The sequence below is a fragment of the Roseovarius aestuariivivens genome, from assembly GCF_004761875.1.
Taxonomy (GTDB): Bacteria; Pseudomonadota; Alphaproteobacteria; order Rhodobacterales; family Rhodobacteraceae; genus Roseovarius; species Roseovarius aestuariivivens.
Genome location: NZ_SJEY01000012.1, coordinates 58696 through 71598 on the forward strand (window position 1 = coordinate 58696; position 12903 = coordinate 71598).

Annotated in this window: 16 protein-coding genes and 1 tRNA gene; 6 read left to right on the plus strand and 11 right to left on the minus strand. The window is 64.7% G+C overall.

From position 1 onward, the window contains the following. Positions 1 to 114: 114 nt before the first annotated feature. Positions 115 to 723 (minus strand): (d)CMP kinase, encoded by a 609-nt coding sequence (locus tag EZV60_RS16985; protein WP_135506907.1) that lies wholly within the window; start codon positions 721 to 723, stop codon positions 115 to 117. A gap of 227 nt (positions 724 to 950) precedes the next feature. Here EZV60_RS16985 and EZV60_RS19185 point away from each other — a divergent pair, with 227 nt between their 5' ends. Further along, entirely contained in the window at positions 951 to 1223 is a 273-nt protein-coding gene (locus EZV60_RS19185) for a hypothetical protein (RefSeq protein WP_167853567.1), read from the plus strand. An 83-nt stretch (positions 1224 to 1306) separates the two neighbouring features. Here the strand turns inward: EZV60_RS19185 and EZV60_RS16990 are convergent. Then, positions 1307 to 1377 (minus strand) — tRNA-Gly (locus tag EZV60_RS16990). Between the two features lie 163 nt (positions 1378 to 1540). On the opposite strand from EZV60_RS16990, the gene EZV60_RS16995 reads away from it, so the two are divergent. From EZV60_RS16995 to EZV60_RS17010, 4 genes are read left to right on the plus strand one after another with little or no spacing between them, the layout of a single operon-like run. After that, the gene (locus tag EZV60_RS16995) at positions 1541 to 2194 is read left to right on the plus strand and encodes a paraquat-inducible protein A (RefSeq protein ID WP_135506909.1); all 654 of its coding nucleotides are present in this window, start codon (positions 1541 to 1543) and stop codon (positions 2192 to 2194) included. Beyond that, the gene (locus EZV60_RS17000; protein WP_245306340.1) at positions 2173 to 2841 is read left to right on the plus strand and encodes a paraquat-inducible protein A; all 669 of its coding nucleotides are present in this window, start codon (positions 2173 to 2175) and stop codon (positions 2839 to 2841) included. The genes EZV60_RS16995 and EZV60_RS17000 overlap by 22 nt, the downstream gene beginning before the upstream one ends. Next, on the plus strand, positions 2838 to 4925 hold the full coding sequence (locus EZV60_RS17005) for an MlaD family protein (RefSeq protein ID WP_245306341.1): 2088 nt from the start codon (positions 2838 to 2840) through the stop codon (positions 4923 to 4925). Before EZV60_RS17000 ends, EZV60_RS17005 begins: the two co-directional genes overlap by 4 nt. 5 nt (positions 4926 to 4930) lie before the next feature. Then, positions 4931 to 5491 carry a PqiC family protein gene (locus EZV60_RS17010; protein WP_135506911.1) on the plus strand — a complete coding sequence of 187 codons (561 nt, stop codon included), beginning with the start codon at positions 4931 to 4933 and terminating at the stop codon, positions 5489 to 5491. Here the strand turns inward: EZV60_RS17010 and ureG are convergent. The 9 genes from ureG to EZV60_RS17055 all read right to left on the minus strand — a co-directional run bounded on the left by ureG (position 5488) and on the right by EZV60_RS17055 (position 11172). Next, complete coding sequence (gene ureG, locus EZV60_RS17015; protein ID WP_135506913.1) at positions 5488 to 6138, minus strand: urease accessory protein UreG; 651 nt, start codon at positions 6136 to 6138, stop codon at positions 5488 to 5490. The two genes, EZV60_RS17010 and ureG, sit on opposite strands and share 4 nt — an antisense overlap. Continuing rightward, a complete protein-coding gene (locus tag EZV60_RS17020; RefSeq protein WP_245306342.1) occupies positions 6135 to 6788 on the minus strand; it encodes an urease accessory protein UreF in 654 nt (217 codons plus the stop codon). Before EZV60_RS17020 ends, ureG begins: the two co-directional genes overlap by 4 nt. Beyond that, the gene (locus EZV60_RS17025; RefSeq protein ID WP_135506916.1) at positions 6772 to 7233 is read right to left on the minus strand and encodes an urease accessory protein UreE; all 462 of its coding nucleotides are present in this window, start codon (positions 7231 to 7233) and stop codon (positions 6772 to 6774) included. Before EZV60_RS17025 ends, EZV60_RS17020 begins: the two co-directional genes overlap by 17 nt. A 19-nt stretch (positions 7234 to 7252) precedes the next feature. After that, a complete protein-coding gene (locus EZV60_RS17030) occupies positions 7253 to 7477 on the minus strand; it encodes a DUF1127 domain-containing protein (RefSeq protein ID WP_135506918.1) in 225 nt (74 codons plus the stop codon). A 129-nt stretch (positions 7478 to 7606) separates the two neighbouring features. Beyond that, on the minus strand, positions 7607 to 9316 hold the full coding sequence (ureC, locus tag EZV60_RS17035) for an urease subunit alpha (RefSeq protein WP_135506920.1): 1710 nt from the start codon (positions 9314 to 9316) through the stop codon (positions 7607 to 7609). 19 nt (positions 9317 to 9335) lie between these two features. Next, positions 9336 to 9683 carry a lysozyme inhibitor LprI family protein gene (locus EZV60_RS17040; RefSeq protein WP_210115119.1) on the minus strand — a complete coding sequence of 116 codons (348 nt, stop codon included), beginning with the start codon at positions 9681 to 9683 and terminating at the stop codon, positions 9336 to 9338. After that, positions 9680 to 9985 carry an urease subunit beta gene (locus EZV60_RS17045; protein ID WP_135506922.1) on the minus strand — a complete coding sequence of 102 codons (306 nt, stop codon included), beginning with the start codon at positions 9983 to 9985 and terminating at the stop codon, positions 9680 to 9682. Before EZV60_RS17045 ends, EZV60_RS17040 begins: the two co-directional genes overlap by 4 nt. Before the next feature lie 43 nt (positions 9986 to 10028). After that, positions 10029 to 10331, minus strand: a complete 303-nt coding sequence (locus EZV60_RS17050) for an urease subunit gamma (RefSeq protein WP_135506924.1) — start codon at positions 10329 to 10331, stop codon at positions 10029 to 10031. Position 10332: 1 nt separating this feature from the next. Then, positions 10333 to 11172 (minus strand): urease accessory protein UreD, encoded by an 840-nt coding sequence (locus tag EZV60_RS17055; RefSeq protein ID WP_135506926.1) that lies wholly within the window; start codon positions 11170 to 11172, stop codon positions 10333 to 10335. A gap of 400 nt (positions 11173 to 11572) precedes the next feature. Between EZV60_RS17055 and urtA the strand changes: the two genes are divergently transcribed. Beyond that, positions 11573 to 12853 carry an urea ABC transporter substrate-binding protein gene (gene urtA, locus EZV60_RS17060; RefSeq protein ID WP_135506928.1) on the plus strand — a complete coding sequence of 427 codons (1281 nt, stop codon included), beginning with the start codon at positions 11573 to 11575 and terminating at the stop codon, positions 12851 to 12853. Positions 12854 to 12903 lie beyond the last annotated feature (50 nt).

A 12903-nucleotide genomic window follows, 5' to 3' on the forward strand; every position in this document is an offset into this window, starting at 1 on the left:
GTTAACATTCTTTTTCACTATACCATTAACCATCACGGAAAGAATGAACTTCTACTTAAAGTGTTAAATGGAGAATCTCTTCATCGCAACTTCCGAGTGTGTTTCTCTAGACCTTCAACGCATCGCTGCCCGGATTTCCCGCTCCGCCGCCGCGACTGCCTCTTCGATGCTCATCTTGCTGGTGTCCAGCACCACGGCGTCCTTGGCGGGCTTCAAGGGTGCGTCGATGCGGGCGCTGTCGCGTGCGTCGCGGTTGCGCAGGTCCTCCAGCACCGTGTCGTAATCCGTCTCGTGCCCGGTCTTGAGCAGTTCGGCCAGCCGCCGCTGCGCGCGCACATCGTCGCTTGCCGTCACATAAAGTTTCACCTCCGCCTCAGGGCAGATCACCGTGCCGATGTCGCGCCCGTCAAGTACCGCACCACCCGCGCGCCGGGCAAAGGCGCGCTGGAAATCCATGAGGGCTGCGCGCACCTCGGCGATGGCGGCCACCCGGCTGGCGGCCTGCGCCACCTCCGGCGTGCGCAGGTCGTCGGCCTCGAGATCCGCCGCCGTCAGGGCCCGCGCCGCGTCAATCGGGTCCGTGCCGTCCAGCGTGCGCCGACCCGTCGCACGGTAGAGCAGACCGGTGTCCAGATGGGCAAAGCCAAAGGTTTCGGCCACGGCGCGCGACACCGTTCCCTTGCCCGCCGCCGCCGGCCCGTCGATTGCCACCGTGAATGCCATCTTGCCCCTTTTCCGCCGCCTTTTCGATGGTTAGTGCAACCGCTTGCGGCGCTCAAGTCCCCCCTGAACAACCCTGTCGTGTCGTCAACGAAGTGTTTCCGGTTTTTTCGTCGTGAGAATAAACAGGATTCTCGTCGAATTCGGTCAATTTTGATGAAAATTCAAGCATTTCACGTGTGAACGCTTCCCTTACGTAAAGCGCGCTTTGTGCCCCTCAACTCCCGGGGGTGGCCCGGTCCGGGATCGGGCAGAACAAAGACATTTTCGCCGAATTTGCGCCGAAACTGACGCGCAAGCTTAGGGTCGACCCAGAACGAGAATCTTTTGTTACCATGTCGAAGTCGGAAGACCCGGAAATCTTACTCAGGACTGATCCTCTCGTTCAGCCTCCCCGGCCGGCCATTCTGCGCGTCTGGATGAAGACGCAGATTTCGGTCTTGCCGTTCCTCGAGATCGCCCTGCTTGCCGTGCTGCTTTTGATCCGCGCGGTTACGGACTGAACCTGTCCAGGACTTCCGTCGGCGCCGCTCAAAAGCTTTCGCCCTAAGACCGGCACCATCGCCCAATATCTTTTGAAGGCTTGAGCGGGTAGCGGGAATCGAACCCGCGCGTTCAGCTTGGGAAGCTGACAGGCTACCATTACATCATACCCGCGTCTGGCGCGGATAGTTACGCCTCACGCCGGGGCCGCGCAAGCCCAATCCCGGTCGTGGGCTGCAAGGCGCTTGCGATTCTTCATGCGTGCTTTATTTACAAGGTCCTCAGACCGACAAGGCAACGGGCGCGCCCGGCGCCGACCAGTTTCACGGGTGATCCCATGGCCACAGGGCCGCAGACAGCAACCACAGCAGACAGCGGTGCCGCCAGCGCCGCGCTGGACAGGCTCATTGCCTGTCCGACCTGTGATCTCGTCTACACGGTGCCGGATCTGGCCTCTCTCGACCGCGCGGTCTGCGCGCGGTGCCATACCGTGCTCATCGCGCCACGCCGGAAGGCGGGCAAGCAGCTGATCGCGCTGGCGCTGACCGTGCTCATCCTGATCGTCGCGGCCTGCCTCTTTCCGTTCCTGTCCATCGGGGCCGGCGGCGTGACTCAAAACGCCTCAATCCTCAGCACGGCTCTGGCGTTTTCCGGCACGTTTTCCATCCTCTCGGTGGCCGTGCTGTTTTTCATCGTCGTCATCCCCGCTGCGCGCCTTTGCCTTCTGATCTACGTGCTGACGCCGATCATCCGCGACAAGCCGCCCGCGCCGTTCGCCCGCGATGCCTTCGCCCTGTCCGAGGCCCTGTTGCCCTGGGCCATGGCCGAGATCTTCGCCATCGGCTGCGCGGTCGCGCTGGTCAAGCTCAGCGACATGGCCGATGTGGTCTTCGGTCCGGCGGCGTGGATCTTCGCCATTCTCGTGGTGCTCGTGGTCGCCACCGACAGTCTCATGTGCAGGTATTCGATATGGAAGTCGCTGGAGACTTGAGAACCGCCCGCGAGATGGGCCTTGTCGCGTGCCGGCAATGCATGCGGGTCTCTCCTCGCGGGGCGGAAACCTGTCCGCGCTGCGGCGGCGCGCTAGCCTCGCGCGATGAGACATCGCTGCAGAAGGTCTGGGCGTGGTGGCTTCTCGGGCTTGCCTGTTACGTACCCGCCAATCTCTACCCGATGCTGGAAACGCGTACTCTGGTCTCGACCCAAAGCGACACCATCGTCGGCGGCGCAATTGATCTGGCGCATCATGGCGCCTACGGTGTGGCGGCGATCATTCTGATCGCCAGCGTCGCGATCCCGATGGCCAAGTTCATCGCGCTGGCCGGTCTGGCGCTTGGCGTGCGCTACGGCCCGCAGCTGTCCGAGGCGCGGCGGCACCTGCTTTACGAAGTCGTGGAATATATCGGGCGCTGGTCGATGATCGATGTGTTCGTGGTTGCCATCCTGTCGTCGCTGGTTCAGCTTCAGGCATTGGCGTCCATCACACCCGGCCGCGCCAGCCTGTTTTTCGCGCTGTCCGTGATCTTCACTATGCTGTCGGCCCGCAGCTTCGACAGCCGCCTGATCTGGGATAGCGATTCCGGCGCGCAGGAGCACAGCCCTGCGCCGGGCCAACCACAAGAGGACCTGACCGCGTGACGAGTGACACCCAGAACCCGCCGACCCCGCCCGTGACACGGGGCAGGGCGAATAAAACCATCTCGCTGGTCTGGATCGTGCCCCTTGTGGCGCTCCTGGCGGTGCTTTTCATCGCCTTTCGCGCATATTCCGATCGCGGTCCGCTGATCGAGATCAGCTTCGAGAACGCCGCGGGCGTCAAGGCCGACTCGACCGAGCTGCGCTACCGCGACGTGCGCGTCGGGCTGGTCGAGGACGTGACCTTTGCGGAAGGTTTGGACCGCGTCATCATCTCTGTGCGCGTCGACAAGGAAGTGGCCCCGTTCATTGACGAGCGCGCCACGTTCTGGGTGGTTCGGCCGCAGGTCTCGGCGCAGGGTGTCAGCGGCCTGAGCACCGTTCTTTCCGGCGTCTATATCGAAGGGTTCTGGGACACCGATGCCGGCACGCCGCAAACCAGGTTCGAGGGCCTCAAGGACGCACCGCTCGAGCGGCATGGTCAGGAGGGACTGCAGCTCAGTTTCCGCGCCTCGGGACGCGCCTCGCTCATGGAAGACACGCCGATCCTCTATCGCGGGGTCACCGTGGGGCGCGTGGGCAAGCCCTTCATCTCCGAAGACGGCGCCTCCGCCGAGGCGCCCGCGGTGATCTTCGAACCGCATGATCGTCTGATCTCGACCTCGACGCGTTTCTGGGACGCGTCGGGTTTTTCCTTCTCGCTCGGCCCCGGCGGCGCGGCGCTTGACTTCAGCTCGGTGGCCTCGCTGGTATCCGGTGGCGTCACCTTCGAGACGATGGTGTCGGGCGGCGAGCCGATCTCGCCCGGGGCGACCTTCGTGGTCTACCCCGAGGAATCCGCGGCGCGCAGCAGCCTTTTCGCCGGCGACGACAGCGAGGTGCTGCGCCTGTCGGTCGTCTTCGCCGAGAACGTCACCGGGCTCAGCGCCGGGGCCTCGGTCGAACTCAACGGACTGGCCATCGGTGAAGTGACTTCGATCAACGGCCTGATCGACCCTGAACAGTTCGGAGACAATCGTGTGCACCTCGTGGCCACGCTGGCCATCCGGCCCGCCAGGCTCGGGTTGGCGGCGGATGCCGGGCAGGGCGAGGCGCTCACCTATCTCGAAGACCGCGTCGCGACAGGGCTTCGGGCCCGGCTCGCCTCCGCCTCGATTCTGACGGGCGGACTCAAGATCGAGCTTGTGGATGTCCCCGACGCCCCGCCGGAAGAGCTGCGCGAAAGCGAGCAGGGCACGCTTTACCTGCCGACGACCGACAGCGACATTTCCGACGTCACCGCGACGGCGCAGGGCGTTTTCGAACGGATCAACGCTCTGCCCATCGAAGAGGTCATGGTTTCGGCCACCGAGCTTTTCAATTCCGCGCGCGGCCTGATCGAAAGCGACGATCTGCGCGCGGTTCCGGAAAACCTCAACGGCCTGCTCGGCGATGCACGGCAGGTCATCAGCTCGGACGAGGTGCAGGCGCTGCCCGAACAGCTTGCCGGCCTGATCGAAGAGCTTGACCGCACCGTGGAAAGCTTCAACGAGGCCGCGATCATGGCCCGTCTGGGCGAGGCGGCGGAAAGCGCGACCGAGGCCGCGACCGGCGTCAGCGACGCGGTCGAGGGCGTGCCCGAACTGGTCGAGCAGCTCAATACCGTGGCCGCAAGGGCCGGAGAGGTCGAAATCCAGCAACTGGCCGACGAGCTGACCGAACTTGTGCGCTCCGCCGATGCGCTTATCGCCTCCGACGACACCCGTGCGCTTCCCGGCAAGCTCAACGATGCCCTGGCCGAACTCAGCGCGGTCCTGGCCGAGTTGCGCGAAGGCGGGGTCGTGGACAACGCGGTTTCCGCGCTCGACAGCGCCTCCGAGGCCGCCGACACCATTGCCGAGGCCGGGCGCGATCTGCCGCGCCTGATCGAACAGGCCCGCGCAGTGCTGTCCCGCGCAAACGCCACGCTCGAAGGCTACCAGGCCGAGAACGGGCTTGGCCGCGATGCCCGCTCGGCCCTGATCGAGGTGCAGAAAGCCGCCAAGGCAGTCGCCTCTCTGGCCCGCGCCATCGAACGTAATCCCAATTCGCTGCTGACAGGACGTTAACCGCCATGACGCGACCCATTTCCGCCTTCGCCCTTCTTTGTGCCGCCGCGCTTGCCGCTTGCGGCGCGCCCGAAAGCCGCGTGGCCATTCCCAAGCTGCAGGCCGATGAACGCCAGAGCATCGCCTATCGCTCGGTGTCGCTGCGCGAGGTGTCGCTGCCCAGCTACGCCGCCTCCGAGGAGATCTTCGTGGCTGGCGAGGACGGGCTGCTGAGCCCGAACGAGGGCTTGCTCTGGGCTGACGATCCCAGCCGCGCCATCACGCTTGAACTGTCGCGCCATCTCTCGCAGATCACCGGCGCGCAGGTCGCCTCCGAGCCGTGGCCCTTCGACGATTACCCGCAGGTCGAAGTCGAGCTGCGCATCGAGACGATGCTGCCCGGCGCCGATAATGTCTTCCGCTTGTCCGGACAGTATTTCGTGGCCCCCGAAAACGGCCGCGACCGGTCACGCCTGTTTGATCTCGCGGTGCCGATTGTCGCCGAAGGGGCAGGGGGCATCGCCGCCGCGCGGGGACGTGCGGTACAGGATCTGGCGCTCGATATAGCCCGCAACGGTCTGCGCTAGACGCGCGCGCGATCCTGCGCCGCCTCTGCGCCAGGGGCGAGCCCGCCGATCTGGGACAGAAGCGCGATGATTTCCGGCAGGCCCTCGCCGCGCCGAAGGCTGGCGAAGACCACCGGACGCGTGCCGCGCATACGCTCGGCATCCCGCGCCATCACCTCAAGGCTGGCGCCCACATGCGGCGCAAGATCCGTCTTGTTGATGACAAGGATATCCGAACGCGTGATCGCCGGGCCGCCCTTGCGCGGGATTTCCTCTCCCGCCGCCACGTCGATGACGTAAATCGTCAGATCGGCCAGTTCCGGGCTGAATGTCGCCGACAGGTTGTCGCCACCGCTTTCGATCAGCACCGCCTCGACATCCGGATGCCGCGCGACCATCTGGTCCACGGCGGCCAGGTTGATTGAGGCATCCTCGCGGATCGCGGTATGCGGGCAACCGCCGGTTTCGACCCCGATCACCCGGTCCGAGGGCAGCACCTGCATCCGCATCAGCGCCTCGGCATCCTCTTGCGTGTAGATATCGTTGGTGATGACCCCGAGAGAAACAGTCTCGCGCAGCGCCTCGCAAAGCCGCGCGGTCAGAGTGGTCTTGCCCGCGCCCACCGGCCCGCCGATCCCGATCCGCAAGGGGCCGTGCTGGACCGTCATGTGCGAAACACCCGCGAATACTGCGTTTCGTGGCGCATCGCTGCGATATCCCCGGCGAAGACGGCCCCACCTAGATCGTCGAGGTCGCCGGACGCCGTCGTTTCGGCCACCTTCAGGCACTGCGGCGACAGCTTCGCGATGATTGCCTGTCCTTCGGTCTGGCCGACCGATCCCAGCCGCATCCCAACCGAGGCGAGGTTCGACACGAACGACTGCAGGAACATCTGCGCCGTCAGCACCTGTGGCAGGCCCTCGGCGCGCGCCGCGCATCCCACGGCCACCGGATAGCAGTACGCGCCGGCCTCGCGGCCGGTCAAGGCGCCGGTGATCCGCGCAAAGGCCGCGCCCATCTCCTGCGTCTCGCGGCGTCGCTCCGCGGTGCCGGCGAGCGCCCGCGCGGTCGCCTCCACGTCGCGCAGCGCGTCGGCGTCCTTGGCCTGGTATGCGGCCGCGAGCAGAATCGCATCGTTTCGGCCCGCCCCGTTGCACAGCACGTCCCAGATCCAGCGTTCCAGCCGGTCGGCGCCGTTGACACCTCCTTGGGTAATTTCCCATTCCAGCCCGTGACTGAAATGAAACGCTCCCACCGGATAGGCCGGTGAGAACCATTGCGTAAGCGTCAGTATCTGTTGTTCAGTGGCTGTGACCATGGGTCCTCCCCATTCCATAGGCGCCGCCTTCGGGCGTGAACGGCTCGCAGACCTCGTGCAGAACCGCGCCAAGCCGCTTCAGCATATCGCGCAGCACATGGTCTTTCTGGATAAGTAGTCTGCCCTCTTCGATCTGACAGGGGGTATGTCGGTTGCCGATATGCCAGGCCAGCCGCGTCAGGTCCGGCCCGGTCACCTCAAGCAGATCCTCGTCCGCCGGGATCACCGCCACGCGGCGGTTATCCTCCAGCACGAAGGCGTCGCCGCCGTTCAGGGATGTCGTCTTTTCGAGATTGACCAGAAACCGCACGCCCTCGTCGCTGACCAGCACTTTACGCCGCAGGAAACGGTCCTCGTAGGTCAGCGAGACCGTGGCGTCGGCGGCACGCGCCTTGCGCTCGATCGTCAGGGCGGCAGGCAGGGTGGGGGCGGCAGGGCGCGTCATCGCCCCGCCTCCGCCAAGTTCAGCGGTAGTAGGCGTGCTTGAAAACGTGGTGCACGATCTCGTCGCGCGGCACGCCAAGCGCATTGAGTTGCCGGTCGCTCATCCCCTGAAGTGCGCGCACACGGCGCATATAGGGATTGGCGTCGGCGACCGCTGTTGTCCAAAGCGCCAGCGTATCGAGCAGGCGCGTCATAAGTGGACGTTTCGGATAAAAATCGGTCAGTTGGTCGGCTGTATAGGCCATTGGAACTTGTCCTGTTTGTCGTTTCAGCTCCTCCCGTGCACAGGAAATAGGCAGTTTGATAACGCTCCAACACCACCAACTCCGCAATCCCGTCTTGTTGTCTCTGCATGGCTTGCCCCCTTGCCGGCCTCAGAACAGGAAATATCTCTGCGCCATCGGCAATTCCGCCGCCGGCTGACAGGTCAGCAGTTCGCCATCGGCGCGCACCTCGTAGGTCTCCGGGTTCACCTCCACCTTCGGGCAGGCGTCGTTCAGGATCAGGTCTTTCTTGCCAATATCGCGGCAGCGCCGCACCTCGACGGTGTCCTTGGCCAGACCAAGGTTCGCCCCCAGCCCCGCCGCCTGCGCCGCCTGGCTCACGAACGTGACCGCCGACCGCTCCACCGACCGCCCGAACGCGGCAAACATCGGCCGCGAATAGACCGGCTGCGGCGTCGGGATCGATGCATTCGGATCACCCATCTGCGCACAGGCGATGGACCCCCCAAGCAGAACCATCTCCGGCTTCACGCCGAAAAAGGCCGGATTCCACAGGCACAGATCGGCCCGCTTGCCCACTTCGATGCTCCCGATCTCATGGCTCATGCCGTGCGCGATGGCCGGGTTGATCGTGTACTTCGCGATATAGCGCCGCGCGCGCAGGTTGTCGTTCTCACCGGTCTCGTCCGACAACCGCCCGCGCTGCTTCTTCATCTTGTCGGCAGTCTGCCAGGTGCGGATGATCACCTCGCCCACGCGCCCCATCGCCTGGCTATCGGAAGCGATGATCGAAAACGCCCCCATGTCATGCAGGATATCTTCGGCGGCGATGGTCTCGCGCCGGATCCGGCTCTCGGCAAAGGCCACGTCCTCGGGGATCGACTTGTCGAGATGGTGACAGACCATCAGCATATCGAGATGCTCTTCCAGCGTGTTGACCGTGAAAGGCCGTGTCGGGTTGGTCGAGGAGGGCAGCACATGGCTCTCGCCGCAAATCTTGATGATATCCGGCGCGTGGCCCCCGCCCGCACCCTCGGTGTGAAACGCATGAATCGTCCGGCCCTTGATGGCCGCCACGGTGTTCTCGACAAAGCCGCTTTCATTGAGCGTATCTGTGTGGATCATCACCTGCACGTCCATGTCGTCGGCCACGCTCAGACAGCAGTCGATGGCGCCCGGCGTCGTCCCCCAATCCTCGTGCAGCTTCATCGCACAGGCCCCGGCCTCGACCATCTCCACCAGCGCGGCGGGCTGGCTTGCATTGCCCTTACACGACAGGCCGAAATTCATCGGAAACGCATCCAGCGCCTGCAGCATCCGCCCGATATGCCAGCTGCCGGGCGTGCAGGTCGTGGCGAGCGTCCCGTGCGCGGGCCCGGTGCCGCCACCCAGTAGCGTGGTGATCCCGGAATGCAACGCATCCTCGATCTGCTGCGGACAGATGAAATGGATATGGCTGTCAAAGCCCCCCGCGGTCAGGATCCGGCCTTCGCCGGCGATGGCCTCGGTCCCCGGGCCGATGACGATATCGACGCCGGGCTGCGTGTCGGGGTTGCCCGCCTTGCCGATCGCCGCGATACGCCCGTCTCGCAGGCCCACATCCGCCTTGTAGATACCGGTGTGATCCAGAATGAGCGCATTGGTGATGACCGTGTCCATCGCGCCGCTTGCCCGCGTCGCCTGGCTCTGCCCCATCCCGTCGCGAATGACCTTGCCGCCGCCGAACTTCACTTCCTCGCCATAGGTCGTAAGGTCCCGCTCGACCTCGATGATGAGGTCGGTATCGGCCAAACGCACCCGGTCGCCGGTGGTTGGGCCGAACATCGCGGCATAGTCGTGGCGGTTGATCGTGGCGGGCATGTGCGTGGCTCCGGTCTGGTCAATTCATAGAGAACATGCGCAACTCTTCAGTGCGCGCTTCGGTCATTCGGGTGAGACAGCTTATGCGAATGAGCGGCTGGCTAGAGCCGCCATCATAGGGCGCCGCCTCCGCCGCACAGGCGGCATCGCGATAAGGGATCCAAAGGCGCTGCGCCGCGCGCACCTCCTCGGCATAGCCGCCCGCCTGCGCTTCGTGCATGACGCGCTTGTAGACGGCATTCAGCTCACCATCTGCCAGGTCGAGCGACCGCGCGCCGCAGTCGATCATCTCCGCCGTGGTGCCATCGCAATCCTGCGCGGCCACAGGACTGGCCAGCATCACCGCAAGGATCGCCGCAGCCCTCACAACTTCCCCATCACGGCCTGGTTGAAGCCATAGACCTCGCGCGCGCCTCCGAAGGGAATAAGCCGTACCTCGCGCCGCTGCCCCGGCTCGAACCGCACGGCTGTTCCGGCCGCGATATCCAGCCGGCAGCCGCGTGCAGCCTCTCGATCAAACTCCAGCGCGGAATTCGCCTCGGCAAAATGGTAATGGCTGCCCACCTGCACCGGCCTGTCGCCCGTATTGGCCACCATCACCGTGATCGCCTCGCGGCCTTCGTTGAGGGTAATCTCCCCCTCGGCCACCATCACTTCGCCCGGGATCATCGCGCGCCCTCCTGCTTCTTCTTGGCCAATATACCCAAGCTCCTCACCGGATCGGCTGGTGCACGGTCACCAGCTTGGTACCGTCGGGAAAGGTCGCCTCGACCTGCACTTCGTGGATCATTTCCGGCACGCCCTCCATGCATTGATCGGCGGTAATCACCTGCGCGCCCGCCTCCATCATGTCGGCCACGGACCGCCCGTCGCGCGCGCCCTCGACCACCGCATCGGTAATCAGAGCGATCGCCTCGGGGTGGTTGAGCTTAACACCGCGCGCCAGCCGCTTGCGCGCCACCTCGGCGGCCATCGCGACCAGAAGCTTGTCTTTCTCTCTCGGGGTCAGGTTCATGTCAGATCATCCATGGTCTTGGTAAATCGTCCTGTGCCAGCATCCGCAGCGCGGGCATCAGCGTGGCGCGCAACGCAAAGCCGTCTTCGGCCAGCATCCGCGCCACCAGTACGTCTTCGCGAACAAGGCTTGCGCCGGCCGTTTCGGGCAAGAGGCCCCGCAAGTGGGGCAGGGCGACCGCGGCCCGCGGCCCGGCCAGCACGATCAGCGCCATCGCCCGCGCGCCGCCCGCCACCGCCGTGCGGGCCAGTTGCGCGTCAAGATCGCCCGCCATCCGCGTCGCATCCAGTAACACTGTCTCTCCGCCAAGGCTCAGCGTGATCCGGTCGTCGAACCGCCCGTCGCGCACGACCTCGCCCATCGCCGCGCGCCCGAAAATCACCGGCTCGCAAAAAAGCACCTCAGCGGTTGCGTCGGCCTCCACCAGCAGCCGTCGGCGCAGGTGGCAGCCCTCGAACAGCAGCGTTTCCTGCGGCAACCAATGCAGCCGCGCCGCTGCGCCGGCCTCGAGCCGCGTGTCCATCACGGCTGGCGCATCGCCGCTCGCTCGGTACGCCCGCTCGGCGGCCTGTGTCGTGAGGGTCAGCGCCGCACCCGCGCCCGCTTTCGCGCGGATATCCATCCGGTCGCCGCCCGTCAGCCCGCCACTTGTGTTGATAAGTACCGCCTGCATCGCGCCGTGCGCCACACGCGGAAAAAGCACGCGCATCGCCCCTTGCTGGCGCAGCCCGCCAAGCCGGGTGCTCCGCGCTCCCGTCACCGCTTCGATGCGGGCAAAGCCGCGCGCCCTCGGTTGACGCAGGGCGGCGCGCGGGGCGGAATAAGGTGTTGCGTCAAGCATGCGGCAGCGCTGTCTTTACGTAAGGGTCGTCACGGCCCGACTCTCTGGCCTTACCCGGATCAAACCACAAGAATCACACCGCCCGACAAAAATTTACTCTTTTCTGCGCATTTCCCGGGCATTTCGGAAAGAACTGCCGTCAAAATGGGCAAAATACCCGGTCTCACCCTCCCGGCCTCCATGAGCCGATTGGCGGAACGCGTGCTTTCTCAAAAGGATCAGGCACCCGGCATTCACGCAGGCCCCTTAGAATGGGCCGCCGGGTGATGTGACGGCCAGCGGAATTGGACCTCTCACCGGCCGCCACACGCATTGCAACAACCAAGTTGCAGGGTCCATCTAGGCGCGCTTGTCCCTCCCGGCAAGTTGCCCGCGTTCGGCCCTGCAGGGGAGACTGACTATGAAAGACCTCAAATCCACTCTTTGCGCCGCGGCCCTGCTGGGGGCGACCGCCGCACCCGCAATGGCACAGGATTGCCCGATCAAGGTGGGCGTGCTGCACTCGCTTTCCGGCACGATGGCCATTTCCGAAACCACGCTCAAAGACACCATGCTCATGCTGATCGACGATCAGAACGCTGCCGGCGGCCTTCTGGGTTGCGAGCTTGAGGCAGTCGTCGTCGACCCCGCCTCCGACTGGCCGCTCTTCGCCGAAAAGGCACGCGAGCTTCTGACGGTGCAGGACGTCGACGTGATCTTCGGCAACTGGACGAGCGTCAGCCGCAAGTCGGTCCTGCCGGTGATCGAGGAACTGAACGGCCTTCTCTTCTATCCCGTCCAGTACGAGGGCGAGGAAAGCTCCAAGAACGTGTTCTACACCGGTGCGGCCCCGAACCAGCAGGCGATCCCGGCCACGGACTACTTCCTTGAAGAACTCGGCGTCGAGAAATTCGCGCTTCTGGGCACCGACTATGTCTATCCCCGGACCACCAACAACATCCTCGAAAGCTACCTGATGGACAAAGGTATCGCCGAGGAAGACATCTTCGTGAACTACACGCCCTTCGGCCATTCCGACTGGTCCAAGATCGTGGCCGATGTCGTGGCGCTGGGCGCCGACGGCAAGAAGGTCGGTGTCATCTCGACAATCAACGGCGACGCCAATATCGGCTTCTACAAGGAACTGGCGGCCGCCGGCATCTCCGCCGACGACATCCCCGTGGTCGCCTTCTCGGTCGGTGAAGAAGAGCTTTCGGGCCTCGACACCTCGAACCTCGTCGGTCACCTCGCCGCGTGGAACTACTTCCAGTCCGCCGATACCGAGGCCAACGCCGACTTCATCGCCAAGTGGAAAGAGCGCATGGGCGAAGAGCGCGTGACCAACGACCCGATGGAGGCGCATTACATCGGCTTCAACATGTGGGTGAACGCGGTCGAAGACGCCGGCACCACCGATGTGGATGCCGTGCGCGACGCGATGTACGGGCAGGAATTCCCGAACCTCACCGGCGGCACCGCCGTCATGCTCCCGAACCACCACCTCGCCAAGCCGGTGCTCATCGGCGAGATCCAGGAAAACGGCCAGTTCGACATCATCAGCCAGACCGAGGAAGTCCCGGGCGACGCCTGGACCGACTACCTGCCGGAATCGGCAGTGCTCAAGTCCGATTGGCAGGAACTTGGCTGCGGGATGTACAACACCGAGACCGAGACCTGCGTACAGATCAAGTCGAACTACTGATCTGACGCCTGCGTGATCTACGCCGGGGGCGTCCGCGCCCCCGGTCCGCA